19 protein-coding genes are annotated in these 19,263 nt (G+C 59.3%); 14 read left to right on the top strand and 5 right to left on the bottom strand.

Features of this window, described 5'->3' with window-relative positions; genetic code table 11:
• Nucleotides 1–28 precede the first annotated feature (28 nt).
• The 3 genes from GA0061101_RS08655 to GA0061101_RS08645 all read left to right on the top strand — a co-directional run bounded on the left by GA0061101_RS08655 (nt 29) and on the right by GA0061101_RS08645 (nt 2,680).
• Nucleotides 29–541 carry a MarR family winged helix-turn-helix transcriptional regulator gene (locus GA0061101_RS08655; protein WP_037196332.1) on the top strand — a complete coding sequence of 171 codons (513 nt, stop codon included), beginning with the start codon at nt 29–31 and terminating at the stop codon, nt 539–541.
• 118 nt (nt 542–659) lie between these two features.
• Complete coding sequence (locus GA0061101_RS08650; RefSeq protein WP_037196333.1) at nt 660–1,682, top strand: LacI family DNA-binding transcriptional regulator; 1,023 nt, start codon at nt 660–662, stop codon at nt 1,680–1,682.
• Between the two features lie 29 nt (nt 1,683–1,711).
• Nucleotides 1,712–2,680 (top strand): 2-hydroxyacid dehydrogenase, encoded by a 969-nt coding sequence (locus GA0061101_RS08645; protein WP_092573474.1) that lies wholly within the window; start codon nt 1,712–1,714, stop codon nt 2,678–2,680.
• On the opposite strand, the gene GA0061101_RS08640 is transcribed toward GA0061101_RS08645, so the two are convergent.
• Entirely contained in the window at nt 2,681–3,469 is a 789-nt protein-coding gene (locus GA0061101_RS08640) for a gamma-glutamyl-gamma-aminobutyrate hydrolase family protein (RefSeq protein WP_092573473.1), read from the bottom strand. It lies immediately after the preceding gene.
• Nucleotides 3,470–3,761: 292 nt separating this feature from the next.
• Here GA0061101_RS08640 and GA0061101_RS08635 point away from each other — a divergent pair, with 292 nt between their 5' ends.
• From GA0061101_RS08635 to GA0061101_RS08605, 7 genes are all read left to right on the top strand, one after another.
• The gene (locus GA0061101_RS08635; protein ID WP_037196336.1) at nt 3,762–4,868 is read left to right on the top strand and encodes a TRAP transporter substrate-binding protein; all 1,107 of its coding nucleotides are present in this window, start codon (nt 3,762–3,764) and stop codon (nt 4,866–4,868) included.
• Nucleotides 4,869–5,096: 228 nt separating this feature from the next.
• Complete coding sequence (locus GA0061101_RS08630) at nt 5,097–7,400, top strand: putative bifunctional diguanylate cyclase/phosphodiesterase (protein ID WP_092573472.1); 2,304 nt, start codon at nt 5,097–5,099, stop codon at nt 7,398–7,400.
• A gap of 376 nt (nt 7,401–7,776) precedes the next feature.
• Nucleotides 7,777–8,532, top strand: a complete 756-nt coding sequence (locus GA0061101_RS08625) for an N-acyl amino acid synthase FeeM domain-containing protein (RefSeq protein ID WP_037196338.1) — start codon at nt 7,777–7,779, stop codon at nt 8,530–8,532.
• Between the two features lie 180 nt (nt 8,533–8,712).
• Nucleotides 8,713–8,937, top strand: coding sequence for an aa3-type cytochrome c oxidase subunit IV (locus tag GA0061101_RS08620; RefSeq protein ID WP_037196339.1), 225 nt, complete (start codon nt 8,713–8,715; stop codon nt 8,935–8,937).
• A gap of 112 nt (nt 8,938–9,049) precedes the next feature.
• A complete protein-coding gene (locus GA0061101_RS08615) occupies nt 9,050–10,213 on the top strand; it encodes a Re/Si-specific NAD(P)(+) transhydrogenase subunit alpha (RefSeq protein ID WP_037196340.1) in 1,164 nt (387 codons plus the stop codon).
• Nucleotide 10,214: 1 nt separating this feature from the next.
• On the top strand, nt 10,215–10,613 hold the full coding sequence (locus GA0061101_RS08610) for a proton-translocating transhydrogenase family protein (protein WP_037196341.1): 399 nt from the start codon (nt 10,215–10,217) through the stop codon (nt 10,611–10,613).
• Between the two features lie 10 nt (nt 10,614–10,623).
• Complete coding sequence (locus GA0061101_RS08605; RefSeq protein WP_092573548.1) at nt 10,624–12,018, top strand: NAD(P)(+) transhydrogenase (Re/Si-specific) subunit beta; 1,395 nt, start codon at nt 10,624–10,626, stop codon at nt 12,016–12,018.
• Nucleotides 12,019–12,051: 33 nt separating this feature from the next.
• Here GA0061101_RS08605 and GA0061101_RS08600 read toward each other — a convergent pair whose 3' ends face one another.
• The 4 genes from GA0061101_RS08600 to rpsU form a co-directional block, all read right to left on the bottom strand.
• Entirely contained in the window at nt 12,052–13,707 is a 1,656-nt protein-coding gene (locus GA0061101_RS08600; protein ID WP_037196585.1) for a sensor histidine kinase, read from the bottom strand.
• A 254-nt stretch (nt 13,708–13,961) separates the two neighbouring features.
• Nucleotides 13,962–15,032: an NAD(P)/FAD-dependent oxidoreductase gene (locus GA0061101_RS08595; protein WP_037196342.1), complete on the bottom strand. Its 1,071-nt coding sequence runs from the start codon at nt 15,030–15,032 to the stop codon at nt 13,962–13,964.
• Nucleotides 15,033–15,147: 115 nt separating this feature from the next.
• Nucleotides 15,148–16,023, bottom strand: a complete 876-nt coding sequence (locus GA0061101_RS08590) for a tetratricopeptide repeat protein (RefSeq protein ID WP_037196343.1) — start codon at nt 16,021–16,023, stop codon at nt 15,148–15,150.
• A gap of 137 nt (nt 16,024–16,160) precedes the next feature.
• Entirely contained in the window at nt 16,161–16,373 is a 213-nt protein-coding gene (gene rpsU, locus GA0061101_RS08585) for a 30S ribosomal protein S21 (protein WP_003585885.1), read from the bottom strand.
• 322 nt (nt 16,374–16,695) lie between these two features.
• Between rpsU and GA0061101_RS08580 the strand changes: the two genes are divergently transcribed.
• The 4 genes from GA0061101_RS08580 (at nt 16,696) to GA0061101_RS08560 (ending at nt 19,255) form a co-directional block, all read left to right on the top strand.
• Nucleotides 16,696–16,974 carry a hypothetical protein gene (locus GA0061101_RS08580; RefSeq protein ID WP_047555308.1) on the top strand — a complete coding sequence of 93 codons (279 nt, stop codon included), beginning with the start codon at nt 16,696–16,698 and terminating at the stop codon, nt 16,972–16,974.
• A gap of 16 nt (nt 16,975–16,990) precedes the next feature.
• Nucleotides 16,991–17,197, top strand: coding sequence for a hypothetical protein (locus tag GA0061101_RS08575; protein WP_141694056.1), 207 nt, complete (start codon nt 16,991–16,993; stop codon nt 17,195–17,197).
• A 385-nt stretch (nt 17,198–17,582) separates the two neighbouring features.
• Nucleotides 17,583–18,836: a sarcosine oxidase subunit beta family protein gene (locus GA0061101_RS08565; protein ID WP_092573469.1), complete on the top strand. Its 1,254-nt coding sequence runs from the start codon at nt 17,583–17,585 to the stop codon at nt 18,834–18,836.
• A complete protein-coding gene (locus GA0061101_RS08560; RefSeq protein ID WP_092573468.1) occupies nt 18,836–19,255 on the top strand; it encodes a hypothetical protein in 420 nt (139 codons plus the stop codon). Before GA0061101_RS08565 ends, GA0061101_RS08560 begins: the two co-directional genes overlap by 1 nt.
• Nucleotides 19,256–19,263: the final 8 nt, after the last annotated feature.

The raw sequence follows: 19,263 nt of genomic DNA, 5'->3' as shown, positions 1-19,263 counted from the left end.
CATCGGCGAAAAGGTCAACGGAATCACGATGGGTAAGAAGAACAAGGTCGGGAAGAAAAGTAAGTCAGGTAAAAAGAAGGATCACCGCGACTACACGCTTGCCGATCTGTCGCCAGCATTGACGCAGGCGGCGCGGTCGATGCGTACGGTGATAACGCGGAGCCTTACGGCGAGCGGTCTTTATGCCGGGCAGGATGGCGTCATTCTCGCGCTCGCGGCAAGCGACGGCTTACCCGCCGGATCGCTGGCGCAGAAGCTCGGCGTCAAGGCGCCGACGATGACACGTACGATCGGCCGCATGGAGGCGCAGGGCTTCGTCGAGCGGCGGCCGGATGCCGAGGATGCCCGACTGACCAAGGTCTATCTTACCGAAACGGGGCGCAACAGCGTCAGCGAGATCGAAAGCTCGGCGGCCAGTTGTGACGAACTCGCTACACGCGGCTTCTCCGAGAAGGACATCCGCTCGCTCGTGCGCCTGCTCAAGGCGATCGAAAGCAATCTCCAGGCCGGCGATGACGACGAGGACGAAGACGAATTTTGAGAATCCCCGAGAATTCAAGTTGCACGACGTGATTAAACCTTTTAATTAAATATTTTAAATTCCGGAATCGTTAAACGACGGAATGTGAATATGGCTGCGTTTCACGGGGAGGGTGCGCGTGGCGCAAAAGATAAAGCTTTCGACGATTGCGGAAACGCTTGGCATTTCAACAGCAACGGTATCCTTAGCCTTACGCGACAGTCCGCTGGTCGCGACCAACACGCGCGAAAAGATCAAGGATCAGGCTCGCGCGCTGGGTTATATCTACAACCGTCGCGCGGCCAGTCTCAGGACATCGCGGTCCGGGATCATCGGCGTCGTCGTTCACGACATCATGAACCCCTTTTACGGGGAAATCCTCAAGGCGATCGAAAGCGAGCTCGACCGCAGCCGCCACACCTTCATCCTTTCCAACCATTATGATTCGGTCGAGAAGCAGCGGACCTTCATCGAGACGCTGCTGCAGCTCGGCGGCGACGGTGTCATCATGTCGCCGGCGATTGGAACGCCGCCTGAAGATTTCGAGCTGGCGGAAGAAAACGGCATGCCGGCCATTCTTGTGGCGCGCCAGATCGAGGCGCTGGATCTGCCGACCTTTCGCGGCGACGACAGCTACGGAATTTCGCTTGCGACCAATCACCTGATCAGCCTCGGTCATCGCACCATCGCCATGATCGGCGGCACGGACCAGACCTCGACCGGGCGCGACCGTTATCAGGGCTATGTCAATGCGCTGCGCAAGGCGGGCATCGAAGTCGATCCCGATCTGCGCATTCCCGGCGCGCGCTCCAAGCAGGGCGGTTTCGAGGCAGCCGTGCATTTCCTGTCGCTGCCGCAGAAGCCGACCGCGGCGGTCTGCTGGAACGATCTGGTCGCCATCGGCCTCATGAACGGCATTTCCCGCGCGGGTCTCGTGCCGGGACGGGACATCTCGGTCACCGGCTATGACGACCTGGAGGAGGCGGCGATCGCAACGCCTGCGCTGACCACTGTGTGGAACGGCCAGGCCGAGGTCGGAAGGCTTGCAGCGCGAGCACTTTTGGATAGGTTAGCGGGAAGCCATGAGCCGGATGGTATTCATCTCATCAAGCCGGAAATGCGCATCCGCCAGTCGACGACGCCCTACAAAGCTCGCCAGTAGCGCCGAACCGTTTCTCAAGAGGAAGATCCATGTCCGATAATCGCACTACCGTCCTCGTTCCGGGGAAGATACACCCGCGTGTTCTTGAAAGGCTTGGGAAGCAATTCGAGGTCGTCTCCGTCGATCGCACCGATGGGCCTCAGGTCGATGCGGACGTCGCGGCGCGTGTGCGCGGCATTGCGGTCGCCGGTGGCGTGAATGCCGCCTGGATCGATGCCTTTCCGCATCTCGAAGTCATCGCCAATTTCGGCGTCGGTTATGACGGCATCGACGTCAAGCATGCCGCCTCGAAGGGGATCGTCGTCACCAACACGCCCGATGTCCTGAACGATGAAGTTGCCGACACGGCGATCGCTCTTCTGCTGAACACGCTGCGGCAATTTCCGAAAGCGGAAAGCTGGCTGCGCGATGGGCGCTGGGTGAAGGATGGTGCCTTTCCGCTCTCGCCCTTCTCGATGAAGGGACGCCGAGTCGGCATTTACGGTCTCGGCCGCATCGGCCTGGAGATCGCGAGAAGGCTTGAGCCGTTCAAGGTGAAGATCGGCTATCACACGCGCTCGCCGCGCGACTCGTTGCCCTACGACTACTATCCGACCCTGAAGGAGATGGCTCAATCGGTGGATACGCTGATCTCCATCGTGCCTAAGACGCCGGAAACGCATAAGGTGATCAATGCCGAGATCCTTTCGGCGCTTGGACCGCGAGGCGTGTTCATCAATGTCGGTCGCGGTTGGTCCGTCGACGACGACGCCCTGATCGCGGCACTCGGCAACGGAACGCTCGGCGCCGCGGGCCTCGACGTGTTTTACGACGAGCCTAATGTTCCGGCCGGCTATCTCACGCTGCCGAACGTTTCGTTATTGCCGCATGTGGCTTCCGCCTCTGTGCCAACACGCGACGCTATGGCCGATCTCGTCGCCGACAACATCATCGAGTGGTTCGAAAAGGGCAAGCCGCTGACGCCGGTGCCGGAAACTCCGGTCAAGCCGCGCGGCTGATCAAACGGCTTTTTGCTGATGAGAAGCGGCGACGAGCCGCTCCTTGCTCGCAGCATAGTCGCGCACGGCGTCGCCGAATGCCACAAAGAGCTTGCGTGACGGCGAGTCCGTTTCCGCCCAATATTCCGGATGCCATTGCACGCCGACGGCAAAGGCCTTCGCGCCGATGACGGAGACGGCTTCGATCGTGCCGTCTTCGGCCAGAGCCTCTACCTGCAGTCTCGGGGCCGTATCGGCAATCGCCTGACGATGCAGCGAGTTGACCCGCACTTCGCCCGGGCCGATGACGCGGGCGATGCAGGAGCCGTCCTTGACGAAAACGCTCTGGCGGATGGAATACATCGTATCGCGATCGACATCCTGCGGCTTGCGATGGTCCCAGATGCCCGGCTGTTCGTGGATCTCGCTTGCAAGCGTGCCGCCGAGGGCGACGTTCAGTTCCTGAATGCCGCGGCAGATGGCAAGCATGGGAATGGCGCGATCGATGGCCCGGCGGATGAGCGGCAAAGATGTCGCATCGCGTGCCGGATCGAAAGGACCGTCGCTTTCAAGAGCCTCTTTGCCATAGAGCGATGGATTAACGTTGCTGGCAGAGCCGGAGACGAGCAGTCCGTCGACGCGGTCCAGAATGGCGTCCGCATCATTCTCTTCTTCCAGCGCCGGGACGATCAGCGCCATCAGTCCCGCAGCCTTGACGGTGGCCTGGACGTATTGTTGCTGCACCGCATGCCAGGTCGCGCCGTCGAACTCGCGGATATCTGCGGGAATGGCGATGATCGGTCTGGACATTCAAGGCTCCGGAAGATGCGAAACGATTATTCGTTGAGACCCCTGAATGATCATGATGTCAATCCGAGGGCGGATTATCCCTGCTGCAAATCTACGCGAAGAGCGCGCGGCCGGCAACGCGGAGCGGTTTCGATAAGGCTTTGTTTCCGTTCGTCATGAGGATGTACAGGAATCGCCATAATGCGATGCGAAAGCAAACTTGAAAGACCGTGTGCGGCGTGGTTAGTTCCATGCCTTGCGCCATGACCGGGAACGTCGTTCCCCAGCAATGCCGTCCGTATGGGAGATTTCAATGGATCGCCGTTCCTTCATCAGGCGGGCAGGAGCAGTTGGCGCGGGTGCTGCCGCCTCCGCGCTTGCGAGCCCGGCCCTGGCCCAGGAATATCCCAAGATCACCTGGAAGATGACATCGTCCTTTCCGAAGAGCCTGGATACGATCTACGGCGGTGCCGAGGATATCGCCGCGCATGTTTCCGACGCGACAAACGGCAATTTCGTCATCCAGACCTATGAAGCCGGCGAAATCGTGCCTGGCGCGCAGGCTGCCGATGCGGTGAGCGCCGGCACGGTCGATGCCGCGCACACCTGTTCCTATTATTTCTGGAACAAGGACCCGACCTACGCCATTGGCACGGCCATTCCCTTCGGCCTGAATGCCCGGCTTACCAATGCGTGGTTCTACCAGGGCGACGGCAACAAACTGATGAACGAGTTCTATGCCACGCAAGGCATAATGGGCCTCCCGGCCGGTAATACCGGGGCGCAGATGGGCGGCTGGTTCCGCAAGGAAATCAATACGCTGGATGATCTAAAGGGCTTGAAGATGCGCATCGCGGGCCTTGCGGGCAAGGTGATCGAGAAGATCGGCGTGATACCGCAACAGGACATTGCCGTCAGTGGCGTTTACGACGCGCTGGACAAGGGCACGGTCGATGCCGCCGAATGGGTCGGCCCCTACGACGACCTGAAGCTCGGGCTGCAGAAGATCGCCAAATACTACTATTATCCCGGATGGTGGGAGGGCGGTGCTGTCGTGCACGCCTTCTTCAATCTGGAAAAATGGGGCGCGCTTCCGAAAAACTATCAGGCGATCCTGGCCGATGCCTGTGCCTTCGCCAACACCAACATGCTGGCGAAATATGATGTCAAGAACCCCCACGCGCTGAAGGATATCGTGCAGCAGGGCGTGACGCTTCGTCCTTTCAGCCAAGAGATCATGGAAGCTTGTTTTCAGGCGGCCAGCGGATTGTACGCCGATCTTTCAAAGTCGAACGCCTACTTCAAACGTATCTATGAGGATCAGGTAGCCTATAAAAAGGATGCCTATCTTTGGATGCAGCTCTCGGAATATACTTTCGATACGTTCATGATGATCCAGCAGCGGGCGGGCAAACTTTGATCGACGTTGTTTAAGCCTCGGTAATACTCTGCTTTTCATGAGTGACTTGAAACATATATCGCGGGTAGAGTAATCGTTAGGTGAATGCGCGAATACGATGTGGTGCGCAACTTTAAATCAGCGTAAGTTACCGGCATGATTGGTAAATTCGCCCGGATGCATCCTATTTGGGCAATCAAATTTTAAAACGTTTCACCTAGGGTGTCCGCCGCATCAGGGGAACTCTGAATGAAGCCTCCAAGCCCGGACACCGTACCGACAGATGTCTATCTGTCGTTCGTCAGTTCGCTTTTCGGAAACCGTAAAACGCTGTTTACGGGGGTGTTCGTTCACATCCTGACATACGTCGTCGTTTTCCTGAGTACGCGTGCAAATATATATCTCGTTCTGTGCCTGGCTTTTGCCGCTGTCTTTGCGTTACGCATGTACTCCTTCTGGTTATTCGATGCCGCCGACAAGCACAGCTTCGCGCGTGCCGATATCGCTCGTTGGGAAACCCGCTATGTGATTGGTGCTGCGGCAACCGCGTCCATTCTCGGCATCGGCAGCGGCTATGCCATCCTGATCGTGCAGGATCCGCTGGCTGAATTCATCTGCATCGCGGTGACCATGGCGTCGATGGTGTCGATCGTCGGCCGCAACTATGGTTCCCAGAAAGCGATCGACCTCCAGACCCTGGCATGCTGCCTGCCGATCATCATCGCCTGCCTGATGTCGCAACAGCTCTATAAGGCGATCGTTTCCATCATGCTCGTTCCCTTCGGGTTGACGACGCGCGCAATGGCAAACGGCGTGCGCGAGTTTCTCTATAAGAATGTCATCGCGTCGCGCGAGATATCGCAGATTGCCGACCGGTTCGACACCGCGCTCAATAATATGACGCATGGCCTGTTCATGCTGGATGCCCATAACCGTATCCTCGTGGTCAATCGCAAGGCATGCGAACTCCTGAATTTCACACATCAGGAGCAGCTGAAGGATTGCGAATTCGACGTCGTGCTGCGGTATGGTGCGCGTCATGCATTCATCGACGGCTCCTTGCCTGGATTGATCCAGCGGCAGATGGCGCAACTCGTTAGCGGTTCGCTCTCCCGCACGCTCATTCAGTTCAATGAGGATCAGTTTCTGGAGTTCGCGGCCAGCCGTCGCGCCGACGGTGTCGTCATCCTGATCTTCGAGGATGTGACAGTGCGTATCCGGGCGGAGCGCAAGATCCTGCATATGGTGCGCTACGACCCGCTGACGGGCTTGCCGAACCGTGAATATTTCGTCGAGCTGGTCAAGGAGCAGCTTGCCGCTCGCACCAGAGAAAGCCAGATCGGCATCCTGGTTCTCGATGTCGACGACTTTAAACATGTGAATGACACCAAGGGGCATGTGACCGGAGACCGTCTGCTGGTCGCCATCGCTGAGCGTCTGAAGGAGCTTGCCGGTACCACGGCGCTTGCCGCGCGTCTGGTGGGCGATCAGTTCGTGCTGTTTTTCCCGAATGAGGATGGCACGTCGGACGTGGGGAGCTGCGTGCAGGCGTTGCATGCCGCGGTGACGGGCACTTACGATGTGGATGGCAACAGCTTTCGGATTTCCTTCAGCGGCGGTTACGTGACCATGTCGAGCCGCGAATTTCGCTCGGAGGAATGGCAGATCAAGGCCGACCTGGCGCTGTTCGATGCCAAGCTGCGGATGAAGGGTGGCTGCACCGCCTTCGAAGAGGAGATGGATGCGCGCTACGTCGAGCGGCAAAGGCTGAAGGAGGATCTGCGCGAGGCGGTGGAAGCCGGCCGCCTTCAGGCGGTGTATCAGCCCATGTTCACGCCGGATGGCTCCCGCATCGATTGCTGCGAAGCTCTGGCGCGATGGATTCATCCGGAGAAGGGTTCCATCCCTCCCAACATCTTCGTGCAGATCGCCGAGGAGATGGGCATCGTTGGCGGTATCACCCGCTTCATGATCAACCAGGCCTGTCGGGATTGCGTTTCATGGCCAGCGCCAGTGTCGGTGTCGGTCAACCTCTCGGCACAGGATCTGCGCAGCAACGACATCGTCGATATCGTCATGGATGCACTGGAAGCATCGGGGCTGGAGCCGTCACGGTTGCATCTCGAAGTCACGGAAAGCTGCCTGATGGACGAGGTGGCGACAGTCCGGTCCATTCTTGCCGATCTGCGTGCCAGAGGCATCACGGTCGCCATCGATGATTTCGGAACGGGCTTCTCCAGCCTTAGCTATCTCGATTCGCTGCCCGTGGATGTCGTCAAGATCGATCGCTCCTTCGTCCGCGACATCACGACCGACAGCCGTCGTTTCAAGCTGCTGTGCGGCATCGTCGATCTCTCCCGCGCCCTCAGCCTCCACATCGTGATCGAGGGTGTGGAGACGCTCGAGCAACTGGCGCTAGTCGTTGAGAAGAACCTGGCTGACATCATCCAGGGTTATGTGTTCTCTGTTCCCGTGTCGCGCGAACAAGTCGTCGAGATGGTCGACAGCCTCAGCCGCCGGCAGCCGGCCCTGCGGCAGGACAATGTCGCGTGAGGCGGTCGAAGCTTTTCAGACCGCGTCGCTGAAGCACCTGCCCTGAAAGGCGCATAGTAACGACCGTGTCTCACCGCCCCGCCGGTGCATGCCATTCACGTCGTTCTTTCCACATCAGACCAGAGCTGACAGTCACCTGACTGCCTCCACGAATATCAGGCCTGTGCCTTCATAGGATGGTTCTGGTGGCCGCATGCGCACCTTCATGGTTAGCAGTAATGCAATATTCAGAACCTGATCATATTCGAATCTATACCGGTATTCGTTGAAAAATTAACCTTTATGAACGAATAGTTAATGAAAATTTGAAACAAACATTGATCAATTTTTCTCTTAATACCAATAATGGTCCGTTAATCATAACGGAACATTAACCATGACTCATGTGAGTATTAAAGAAAGCGGCTTTGCCGGCAAGCTGATGGAGGTGCTCGATCACGTAGAATACCGCCGAATTGAAAGCAGCGAGGACATGGAGGATGTCGCGCGGCTGCGTTACAAGGCCTATAAGGCGCACGCAGTCTTGCCCGTGGCGGCCAAGAACCTGATCGACGACATAGACTTCGACGACCATGCCTATATCTTCGGCGTCTACTATTACGAGGAGCTGGTGAGCACGGTGCGGATACACCATGTCACGCCGGATCATCGCGTGTGCCAGTCAACCGGCATTTTCCCGGACGAAATTCATGCCTTCCTCGATGCCGGGATGACGTTGATCGACCCGGCACGCTTTGCCGTCGACCCCGATTTCGAGCTGGAATTGCCGGCCTTGCCCTATCTGACGCTGAGACCGGCGATCGTGGGTGCCATCTATTTCGACACCGACAGGGTGATGCAGCATATTCGTCCGGCGCATGCGGCCTTTTACAAGCGTGTGTTCTACGCCGATACGGTCGTTCCGCCCCGCATGACCAAGACCTATGGTTTCGAATTGACGCTTCTGGCATCTCGATCAAAGGAGATCCGCGGCAAGCTGATGCAGCGATATCCGTTCTTCGATTCCGAGCCCTGCGAGCGACGCATGATGTTTTCCCGCGGCGAGGATACCGGCTCGCCTCCCTTGACCATTCTGCCGACCGCGAGACTGGCAAGCGGCGTCCGGCGTGATATTCGCGGGCAATTCGGCTAGCCTGCGCACTGATGCGACCTTCTCGTGCATTGCATTTTTCGTCGCTTTGTGTAACCCCTCGGTAGAGGAAATTCGGCTGCGGCATCTCCTTGCCAGATGCCGTGGCTTTTGAGGACGAACTCCAACCGCCCGCCTGTTGTCGGGTCTTTCGGGAGGAGCGCATCGAGGGGAGATTTTTGAATGGCCGAACATAATACCGGACCCGCTGAAACCGGTGCTCCTATGGACTACAAGGAGCATGAGAAGACTTATAATCTTTTCCTCTCGAGCGCCCGGGTCGGATCTGCGATCATTGCCGCATTGTTGATCGCCATGGCGGCAGGCTTCTTCGGCCATGCCGGCTTCCTCGGTGGCGTCCTCATTTTCATCGTTCTTTCCATCGCCAGCATTATCCTGTTGCGCTGACATTCCAGCGCTGATCGACGCCGGGCCTATCTGGCTCGAGCCTTCCCGTAATTCTGCGGGCTGTCACGCCACCGCATTTGGGCGTGCGGCCGTTTGATGCGAGGTGTTGTCGTTGGGTAATCTGGTTTTCGTGGCCAAGGAAAGCGTGGCGGAGGAAGCGCGCGTCGCGGCGTCCGTCGAGACAGTGAAAAAGATGAGAAGCCTCGGCTTCGACGTCGTGATCGAAGCCGGTGCGGGCGCTTCCTCGCGCATTCCGGACCGCGAATACGAGGCCATCGGTGCGCGCATCGGCGCTGTGAAGGATGCCAAGCGGGCCGATGTCATTCTCAAGGTCAGGCGACCGACGAGCAAGGAGATGACCGGCTACAAGACCGGCGCGATCGTGATCGCCATCATGGATCCCTATGGCAACGAGGCAGCCCTTGTCGAGATGGCGCGCGCCGGGCTGACGAGCTTCGCCATGGAACTGATGCCCCGCATCACGCGCGCGCAGTCGATGGATGTCCTGTCGTCGCAGGCAAACCTTGCCGGTTATCAGGCAGTCATCGAGGCTGCCGCCGTTTATGACCGGGCGCTGCCGATGATGATGACGGCGGCAGGTACGGTGCCGGCGGCAAAGGTCTTCGTCATGGGCGCCGGCGTTGCCGGTCTGCAGGCGATCGCGACGGCAAGGCGGCTGGGTGCTCTGGTGTCGGCCACCGACGTGCGTCCGGCAGCCAAGGAGCAGGTCGCCTCGCTCGGCGCGAAATTCATCGCTGTCGAGGACGAGGAGTTCAAGGCCGCCGAAACCGCCGGCGGCTACGCCAAGGAAATGTCCGGGGAATATCAGGCCAAGCAGGCAGCGCTGGTCGCGGATCACATCGCCAAACAGGATATCGTCATCACAACAGCGCTTATCCCTGGACGTCCTGCCCCTCGGCTTGTCAGCCGCGACATGCTGAAGGCCATGCGCCCGGGTGCGGTCGCGGTCGATCTCGCCGTCGAGCGCGGCGGCAATATCGAGGGCGTTGAATACGGCGCCGTGGCCGATGTCGAAGGCGTCAGGGTGGTCGGATATCCCAACATGGCCGGCCGGATCCCGGCGAGCGCGTCGGCTCTCTATGCCAAGAACCTCGTCACCTTCCTGGAAACGATGGTCGACAAGGACAGCAAGAGCCTCGGCCTCAATCGCGCCGACGAGTTGATCAAGGCGACGATGCTGACCGATGGCGGTGAAGTCGTGCACCCGAATTTCGTCGATCCCGACCAGCCGACGGTCAAGAAGGGAGATCTCTGAAATGGCCAGCCAAGCAATGGATCGGGCACTCCAGCAACTGAATGATGCCGTTACCGCCGTCATGACCGCTGCGGCACAAGCGCCTGAGGCGGCCAGCGCCGCAACCGGCGGGGCGATCGATCCCTTCGTCTTCCAGTTCGCGATCTTCGTGCTGGCGATCTTCGTCGGCTACTATGTGGTCTGGTCGGTGACGCCGGCCCTGCACACGCCGCTGATGGCGGTAACGAACGCCATCTCCTCCGTCATCGTCGTCGGCGCGCTGCTGGCGGTCGGTATTTCCGCCAGCGGATTGGCCACGGGCTTCGGCTTCGTGGCGCTGGTGCTCGTTTCGGTCAATATCGTCGGCGGCTTCCTTGTCACCCAGCGCATGCTGGCGATGTACAAGAAGAAAGACAAGTGAGGGCGGCATGCTGACCAATATCGCGGCTTTCCTCTATCTGGTTTCCGGCGTCCTATTCGTTCTGGCGCTGCGCGGCCTTTCCCATCCGGCAACCAGCCGGCGCGGCAATCTGTACGGCATGATCGGCATGGGCATTGCCATCGTCACGACGTTGGTGCTGGCGACGCCGTCCTTCGGCGGCTTCGTGCTGATCGCTCTCGGCCTCGCCATCGGCGGCGGAGCGGGCGCCTACATTGCCCGTGTCATCCCAATGACCTCGATGCCGCAGCTCGTGGCCGGCTTCCACTCGCTGGTCGGCCTGGCGGCGGTTCTGGTGGCGGCGTCGGCGCTCTATACGCCGTCCTCCTTCGGCATCGGCAATATCGGATCCATCCACACCGAGGCCCGCATCGAAATGGCGATCGGTGTGGCCATCGGCGCCTTGACCTTTACCGGTTCGATCATCGCCTTCCTGAAGCTCGACGGGCGCATGTCCGGCAAGCCGATCCTGCTGCCATACCGGCACATCATCAATGCCGCCCTGCTTATCCTGATCGTGTTTTTCATCATCGGCCTTGCGGTAAGCGAAAGCCATTTCGATTTCTGGGCCGTCGTCGTCCTGTCGCTGGCGCTCGGCGTGCTCTTGATCGTGCCGATCGGCGGGGCGGACATGCCTGTTGTCGTGTCGATGCTGAATTCCTATTCCGGATGGGCGGCCGCCGGCATCGGCTTCACGCTCGGCAATCTGGCGCTCATCATCACCGGCGCGCTTGTGGGGTCCTCCGGGGCGATCCTGTCCTACATCATGTGCAAGGGCATGAACCGCTCCTTCGTCTCGGTCATTCTCGGTGGCTTCGGCGGTGAAAGCATGTCGGGCGGCGCCGATAATTCCGACAAGACCGTCAAACTCGGCTCGGCTGAGGATGCAGCCTATCTCATGGCGAATGCCTCAAAGGTCATCATCGTGCCGGGATACGGCATGGCGGTTGCCCAGGCCCAGCATGCGCTGCGCGAGATGGCCGATCGCCTGAAGGCGCACGGCGTCGAAGTGAAATATGCTATCCATCCGGTCGCCGGACGGATGCCCGGCCATATGAACGTGCTGCTCGCCGAAGCAAACGTGCCGTATGACGAGGTGTTCGAGCTCGAGGACATCAATTCCGAATTTGCGCAGGCCGATGTCGCCTATGTCATCGGTGCCAACGACGTCACCAATCCGGCCGCGCGCGACGACAAGGCCTCGCCGATCTACGGCATGCCGATCCTCGACGTCGACAAGGCCAAGACCTGCCTCTTCGTCAAACGCTCCCTCGGCTCCGGCTATGCCGGCATCGACAATACCCTGTTCTACAAGGACGGGACGATGATGCTGCTTGGTGACGCCAAGAAGGTGACGGAAGAGATCGTCAAGGCTATGAACGAGTAGCGTTCACCCCCCATTTCCCGATCGTGACCCGTTCTATGTTCGCTTGCGCTCCATCGTGGCGCGCGGGGCGGTGAGTATCCATACGAGGCCAGCGGGCCGGAAATCGATCTCGACATGACCGCTGAAGGATGCGGCGGCATGGGCTTTCGTGACCGTCGTGCCGAAGCCGGTCTCGGTCGGTGGTTTGACCGGCGGGCCGTCGCTTTCAGTCCAGACGAACCGGATCATCGGTCCGGTCTCACCTGGCTCGTTCGTCCATTCGATGGCAATCTTGCCCTCGGGGGCCGAGAGCGCTCCGTATTTTACCGAATTCGTTGCCAGCTCGTGCAGGATCAAGCCGAGATTCTGCACCGCTTCGGGCTTCAACAGGAAATCGTTGCCTTTTACGTCGAGCTGTTGCGGCCCTTGCAGGAAGGTCGCCAGATGGATGTCGATCACGCGGCGCAGCGAGACGCCGGACCATTGCTCGCTGGTCAGGACCTCTATCGAGCGCGCCAATCCTTCCAGCCGGTCGGCGACCGCGCGCTGGAAGGTATCGACGCTATCCGTCTGGCGTGCGAGCTGGCGGGTCATCGCCTGGGCGAGCGCCAGCAGGTTCTTGGTGCGGTGGACGAGCTCGTGCATGACGAAATGCAGCCGGTCCTCGGTGACGCTGCGGTCGAAGGACGCGTTGGAAAGCGCGACGGCCACCTGATTGGCCTCGACGACACTGCTGTCGATCGGCGACACGATCTCGCCCCGGCCCATGCGATCCGCCATGTCGGCGATGCTCTGTATGGTTATGCGTACCTGGCGCGCCAGGGCATAGACGGCGATCAGCGCGACCAGCAGCAATGTGACGCCGCCATAAATCAGGAAACGCCATGTGCTCATCAGCGATGCCTGTGCCGAGATGACAGGCCCCCACACGACCGCTTTCCATGACCAGCCGGAGATCTGCGCATAGCCGAGCAGCGAGTGCGGCAGGACCTTGTCATCCTGATAGACGCCGCTGGAAGCGATCAATTTGGGCAGAATATCCTTGTTGAATGTATCGCCGGGGGAAAGGATCGTCGGGCCGCCGGCGGCGACGACATGGCCGGATTTGTCCAGGACCGCGGCCGACCAGCCCGGGGGGAGCGCTTCCGTCGTGATGAGCTTGGCGAGCTGATCCGCATCCTGGGTTATCGCCAATGCGGCGCCGGCCGGCGAATGATCGAGCGGGAGGGTGACGTTATAGACCCATCGACGGGCGTTCGGGCCTACGAAGACATCGGACGCCTCGATGCGTCCGGAGTCCAGCGCCGATTGCAGCGCGGCGATGTTGCCCGTCTTGCCAAGCGGCTTGCCGAGCGGCCAGCGTGTGTTCAACCGAAGTTGGCCATCCTTTTCCAGGAGCAGGACGAAAAGCGCATCGGTGCGCAACACCGTCTCCGTCCGGGTGAAAAAGGTCTCGATATCGTTGTGCTCCAACTCAGGCGAAGAGGAGAGCAGCCGCAGGGTCGTCGCCATATCCTGCAGTTGCCGATCGATCACGCGGGCCAAAGACTGGGCGTCCTGAACGGTGTCGCCTTTCAATGCATCGCGTTCATTGTTTTCGAGCTGGACCAAAAGCAGCGCGACGAAGGCGAGAATGGGCAAGGCAATCGCCAGTGCGATGGCGATCAGATAAGCCCCAATCGACGCCTTCGGGAAATGCAGCTTCCTCATGGTGCGATCAACCGATCGTACCTCGATGACGATCGGGAGCGCTTGCGGAAGCAAGAATAACGGTTCCGGTCATCATGCCAAGCGCCCCCATGCCTAGACCCTGAGCTACATACTCTCAGGGCACCCATGTTAGGGCTCGGCAAATTGCCTTGCAACATCTGAAAATTCATTGCCGTGAAATCGTAAATAATCCCGGGCGTTTACGGGGCGGTGATGCATCGTTGTGGTTGCGCGTCCGCGCCCCATCGTCCGCCTTAGGCGAAGCGCGATAGTCGGAAAGGGGAGAGTTCCGTAACCTCCTTGCCATCGAGGATTTCCTCCGCTGCCAGCAGCCCGACGAGCGGCGCGAGCGTGACGCCGGAATGAAGGACCGCAAGATAGAGCCCTGGCCTGGCGTCGACACCGCCGAGGATGGGCAGGCCGTCTTTCGGTGTCGGACGATAGCCGATGGTATGGAAATCGAGTTCCAACGCATCGCCTCCCTTCAATGCCGCCTTCACCTTGGCGAAAAGCTCGCCTGCGGCTTTCTGTGGATTGTCGCCGGGAGCGGTGCCGCCGAAATCACCGCCGGCAATAATCCGGCCTTCCATCGTCTGGCGCATGTGAAGTTCCGGAGCCATCACCAGGCCGTTCAGCAGTTTCGGCGTGGGGCGGGAATGAACGATCAGACCAGGCGGCGTTTCGAGCGGCACATGAATGCCGGCCGATGCGGCAATTGCTGCCGTGCCGGCGCCGGCGGCAAGAACGACATGATCGGCGTGCATCGGCCCTTCATTTGTCTCGACGCCGGCGATCCTGCCGTTCTCAGTCAATAGACTTGTCACCTCGACACCGTGCAGAAGCCCGGCGCCATGACGACCGGCGTCCTGCAGCAGCAGCTCGGCTGCAGCAACGGGCTCGACGGCGCCTTCCTCGGCGATATGCAACGCATAGTCGGGTGGGGTGGCGAGGTTCGGCTCGATCATGACGCTCGTCGCACGATTGACCGGCTGTATGCCATAGCCCCAACCATGATGTTGCGCGGCATAGGCATCCAGTGCGGCCTCCGGCATATCCCAGCACAATCCGCCACACCAGGACAGTGGCAGACCGGGCAGATCCGCCGCAAGCCGCGACCATTCGGCCATCGAGCGGTGACGGAAATGAAAATAGAACTCGGGATTGCCCCAGCTGGCATTGATCCAGGCGAAGGAATTCGGTGTTGCCTCGCCGCCAATCTTTTGCGCGATTGTCGTGACGGACGCACCCTTGCGCTGGAGATGCCAGGCGATGGAGGCGCCGATAATTCCAGCGCCGATAACGATGATTTTCTGGGGGGAGGGCATGTCGTGGTCTCGTTTGGATGGGGAGATATTCGAGACTAGGCGTTCGATGACGCAAAGAAAAGCCGCCGGACGAAGGGTCGTCGGCGGCTCAACGTCTCATTGCTATGCGGCTATGTCAGGAGCCGGCGCCCACGCGCGCCAAGCCATCTCTGGCCGGCTGGTAGTTTGGATCAAGGTTGACGGCATGCTGGTAGGAACGGCGGGCTTTCGCCTTGTCGCCTTTGCGCTCGTAGACGAAGGCCTGGTTCGCCCAGGATTGGGCGACCTTGTTGTCAAGATCGATCGCATGGTTGAAGTCGGCGAAGGCGTTGTCGTCGTCGTTCTGTGCAAGATAGGAAATGCCGCGGCTGTTGTAGGGCTCGGGCGAGTTCGGTGAAAGCGAGATCGCCTTGGAGAAATCGTCGATCGCCTTATCCTGCTGATTGCGCTTCTGATAGATCACGCCGCGGCCGTTGAAGGCACGGCCATCCGTCGTTCCCAAGCTGATCGCCTTGGAATAGTCGTTGAACGCGTCGTCGTCGCGACCTGACTGGCGATAGAGATTGCCCCGGCCGATATAGGCGACGTCGTAGTTGGAATTGATCTGCAGCGCGGCATTGTAGTCCGCGACCGCTTCCGGCAGCTTGCCCATGTTGCGGTAGATAAGCGCGCGGTTGGCATAGGCCTGATAGAACTTCGGATTGAGCTGTATCGCCTGATTGAAGTCCGCAAGCGCGCGGCTGAAATCTCCGCCGCGGCCGTAGGCCGTACCGCGAACATTGTAGCCTTCCGGATCCTGTGGATTGGCATTGATGACCGAGGTCAGCGAAGCGATATTCTCCGAGGAGCCCTGCGCCTTGTCGATGCGGATCACGTTATCGGTGGAAGCAGTCTGGCAGCCGGATAGGCTGATTGCGGCAAGAATCGCCAAAGCTGGCAGTGCGGCGGCGCGCTTCGAAACAAAAAAGAGCAGGTTCGAAGTACGGAGCCGTTCGGTAGTCGTGATTGCCATTATCGGGTTCGCTTTCCCATGCGTCATATCAGGCTGTTCTGATCTAATCCGATTTGTACGCAGAATAAATCAAAAAGGCGGCGGCGAACGACTCGCCCCCGCCACACATACATCTGAAAACGTCGAAAAGACGACGATTAGCGTGCGACCAAGCCTTCACGCTGCGCGCGCTTGCGTGCCAGCTTGCGAACACGACGAACAGCTTCAGCCTTCTCACGAGCACGCTTCTGCGACGGCTTTTCGTAGTAGTCGCGCATCTTCATTTCGCGGAAAATGCCTTCGCGCTGCATCTTCTTCTTGAGAGCGCGGAGAGCCTGGTCGACATTGTTATCGCGGACAAGTACCTGCACGAGAATCACGTTCCTTTGGTTTGGTTAATGCCAGCGGCGACGGCGGCGCCAGGAGGCAAAAATATAACGTTCGCGCAGCCGTAGCCTTGCGATTGGTTAGGCGAGATAGCAGATCGGTTTGTCAAAGTCTAGCCAGATCGTGAGTTTGCCGGGTAAAAAGCGGCTTGTCGAGCCCTGAATTGGGCTATTGGTACCTTCGCCGTATAGGGTGCGGACTTGGTTTTCGATGTTTAGCGACCGCTGACATGCCGGTGCGAAGGTTCTGTATCACAACCATTCGCGCGTCCGTTCAGTCGTCCGATGCGAGAGGAGGAATCACTTTATGGAATCACTCGGCCTCGTTGCTGCCGGGAGGCTGCTTGCAATGCCCATGGTTGCTTTGGTCGTTCTTGCTGCAATGCTTGCGCCTGCCGCAGCCGGTGAGGTGCGTTTTGGTAAGAACGTCCGCGTCGGCGGTCATGATTTTTCGAACCAGACCTTCGATAGCAAGCATCGCGCGAGAATCTACCTTTACAACCATAAGCCGCGCAAGGAAGGATGCATCTGGCGCAGCGACGGCCGTGGTGGCCGGGTGAAGGTTTGTCACCTACAGCGCAAGTAGGATGGAGCTGGGAATTATGAGCGATAAGACCATGCCAACGAGCGTTCGATATTACGAACGCCTCACATATGCTGGGGTGGCGGTTGTTTTGATAAATCAGGTGGTGAACTGGGATCGGACGGCCAGTCGTTTTGCTGAAGCACCATTGGCTTTCACGATTTTACAAATTGCGATTCTTTGCATCCAAATCTTCTGGGTTTGGCTGGTTGTCCATAACTGGTGAACTGGGCGCGCTGGATGACACTTTGCGGGCAATTCGCTATGATGTTTTTGATTGGTTTCGGCTTCGGAGTACTCGCTATTAAGGGTCACGCAGAGGGAACGGTTTTCGAATTTGCTTTGCTAATTTTGATGACTTCCTTTTATTTGCTTGCCGCGTGTCTTCTTTTTACCCGTGACGCAACAATGTGGTTTGTTCTTCAAGCGGACATGAATTCGGCCACATCGGCACAGACTCCACAGATGGTTTGACGTTGCGTTCGCCCATTCTTTTTCACCGTGTCGAAAGCCGGTCCTGAATGCGTCGCAAAAGAGCCGTTGTGTCGGTTTTTGATTTGCGATCTGTATGACCCATAAAAGGGCGTCATGCCTGAAGGAGTTGAGGGCGAATGCGTAAATACTCGGTTTTTGCCGTGGCAAGGGAAGCGATGCGGGCTCACAAGGGCTGGGAGGCTCAATGGACCTCGCCGGAGCCGCGCAAGGAGTATGATGTCGTCATCATCGGCGCCGGCGGTCATGGCCTGGGCGCGGCCTATTATCTCGCCAAGGAGCACGGCATCACCAATGTCGCCGTTATCGAGAAGGGCTGGCTCGGCGGCGGCAATACCGGCCGCAACACCACGATCATCCGCTCGAACTATCTCTATGAAGAGAGCATGCACATCTACGAGCATTCGATGAAGCTCTGGGAAGGGCTGTCTCAGGATCTCAATTACAACGTCATGTATTCGCCCCGCGGCGTGATGATGCTGTCGCACAATGTGCACGACCAGCAATCGTTCAAACGGCATATCCACGCCAACCGCCTCTACGGCATCGACAATGAATGGCTGACGCCGGAGCAGGCCAAGGCCTTTTGTCCGCCGCTCGATATTTCCAGCACCGCGCGTTACCCCATCAATGGCGCCGCCCTGCAGCGTCGCGGCGGCACGGCGCGGCACGATGCGGTCGCCTGGGGTTTTGCCCGCGCGGCGTCGGATCGCGGCGTGCATATCATCCAGAATTGCGAAGTGACCGGCATCCGCCGCGGGTCGGACGGCCGCGTGACCGGTGTCGACACGAGCAAGGGCTTCATCGGTGCCAAGAAGATCGGCGTTTCCGCAGCCGGTCATACCACCGTTGTCATGCAGATGGCGGGCGTGCGTGTGCCGCTGCAGTCGAGCCCATTGCAGGCGCTGGTCTCCGAGCCGCTGAAGCCGATCTTCCCCTGCGTCGTCATGTCGAACACGGTGCATGCCTATATCTCGCAGTCCGACAAGGGCGAGCTCGTTATCGGCGCCGGCACGGATCAGTATAATTCCTACAGCCAGACCGGCGGCCTGCAGATCATCACCCACACGCTGGATGCGATCTGCGAACTCTTCCCGATGTTCCGGCGCGTGAAGATGATGCGCTCCTGGGGCGGCATTGTCGACAACACGCCGGATCGGTCCGCGATCCAGTCGAAGACACCGGTGCCGGGGCTCTATGTCAACTGCGGCTGGGGCACGGGCGGCTTCAAGGCAACGCCGGGTTCGGCCAATCTGTTTGCGCATCTGATTGCCCGCGACGAGCCGCACAAATTCAATGCCGGGCTTAATCTGGATCGTTTCCGCACTGGCCGATTGATCGACGAGGCGGCAGCGGCTGCCGTGGCGCATTGATGCTGGCGGCGGTCGGGATCGTTCTTGCGGCGGGATTTTCGCTTCCGGCAGGGACGATCGTGACCAAGGTCAGCGATCTCTTTCCGGGGGCCGGGGATGTTCGCATGCAGGTGATCCACAAGGCACAGGACGAAGCGGATTGGCCGTTCGTGGCCGAAAGCGGCGTGCTTGCCTGCGTCAAGGTGCTGAACAAGCCGGCCGTTTATTTCGTGCCGGAACAGACGCTGGCGGCCACGAGGGCTTTCGAAGTCGACACGGATCTGCTGGGCATGAGTCTGATCAATCTGGGGATGACCAACGTGCTGAAACCCTACGGGTCGCTGGAGGCGCTGCTGAAGCGCATAACACCTTTCGTCACCATGGGACGGCAGCTTTGCGCGCAGCCACCCGGTACAAGCCTTTCCGGCTCCGAGCTTTAACACAGGTA

Origin of the sequence: Martinezella lusitana, from assembly GCF_900094565.1 — a bacterium.
GTDB classification, from domain to species: Bacteria; Pseudomonadota; Alphaproteobacteria; order Rhizobiales; family Rhizobiaceae; genus Rhizobium; species Rhizobium lusitanum.
This window is presented reverse-complemented; position numbering and strand designations above follow the sequence as displayed.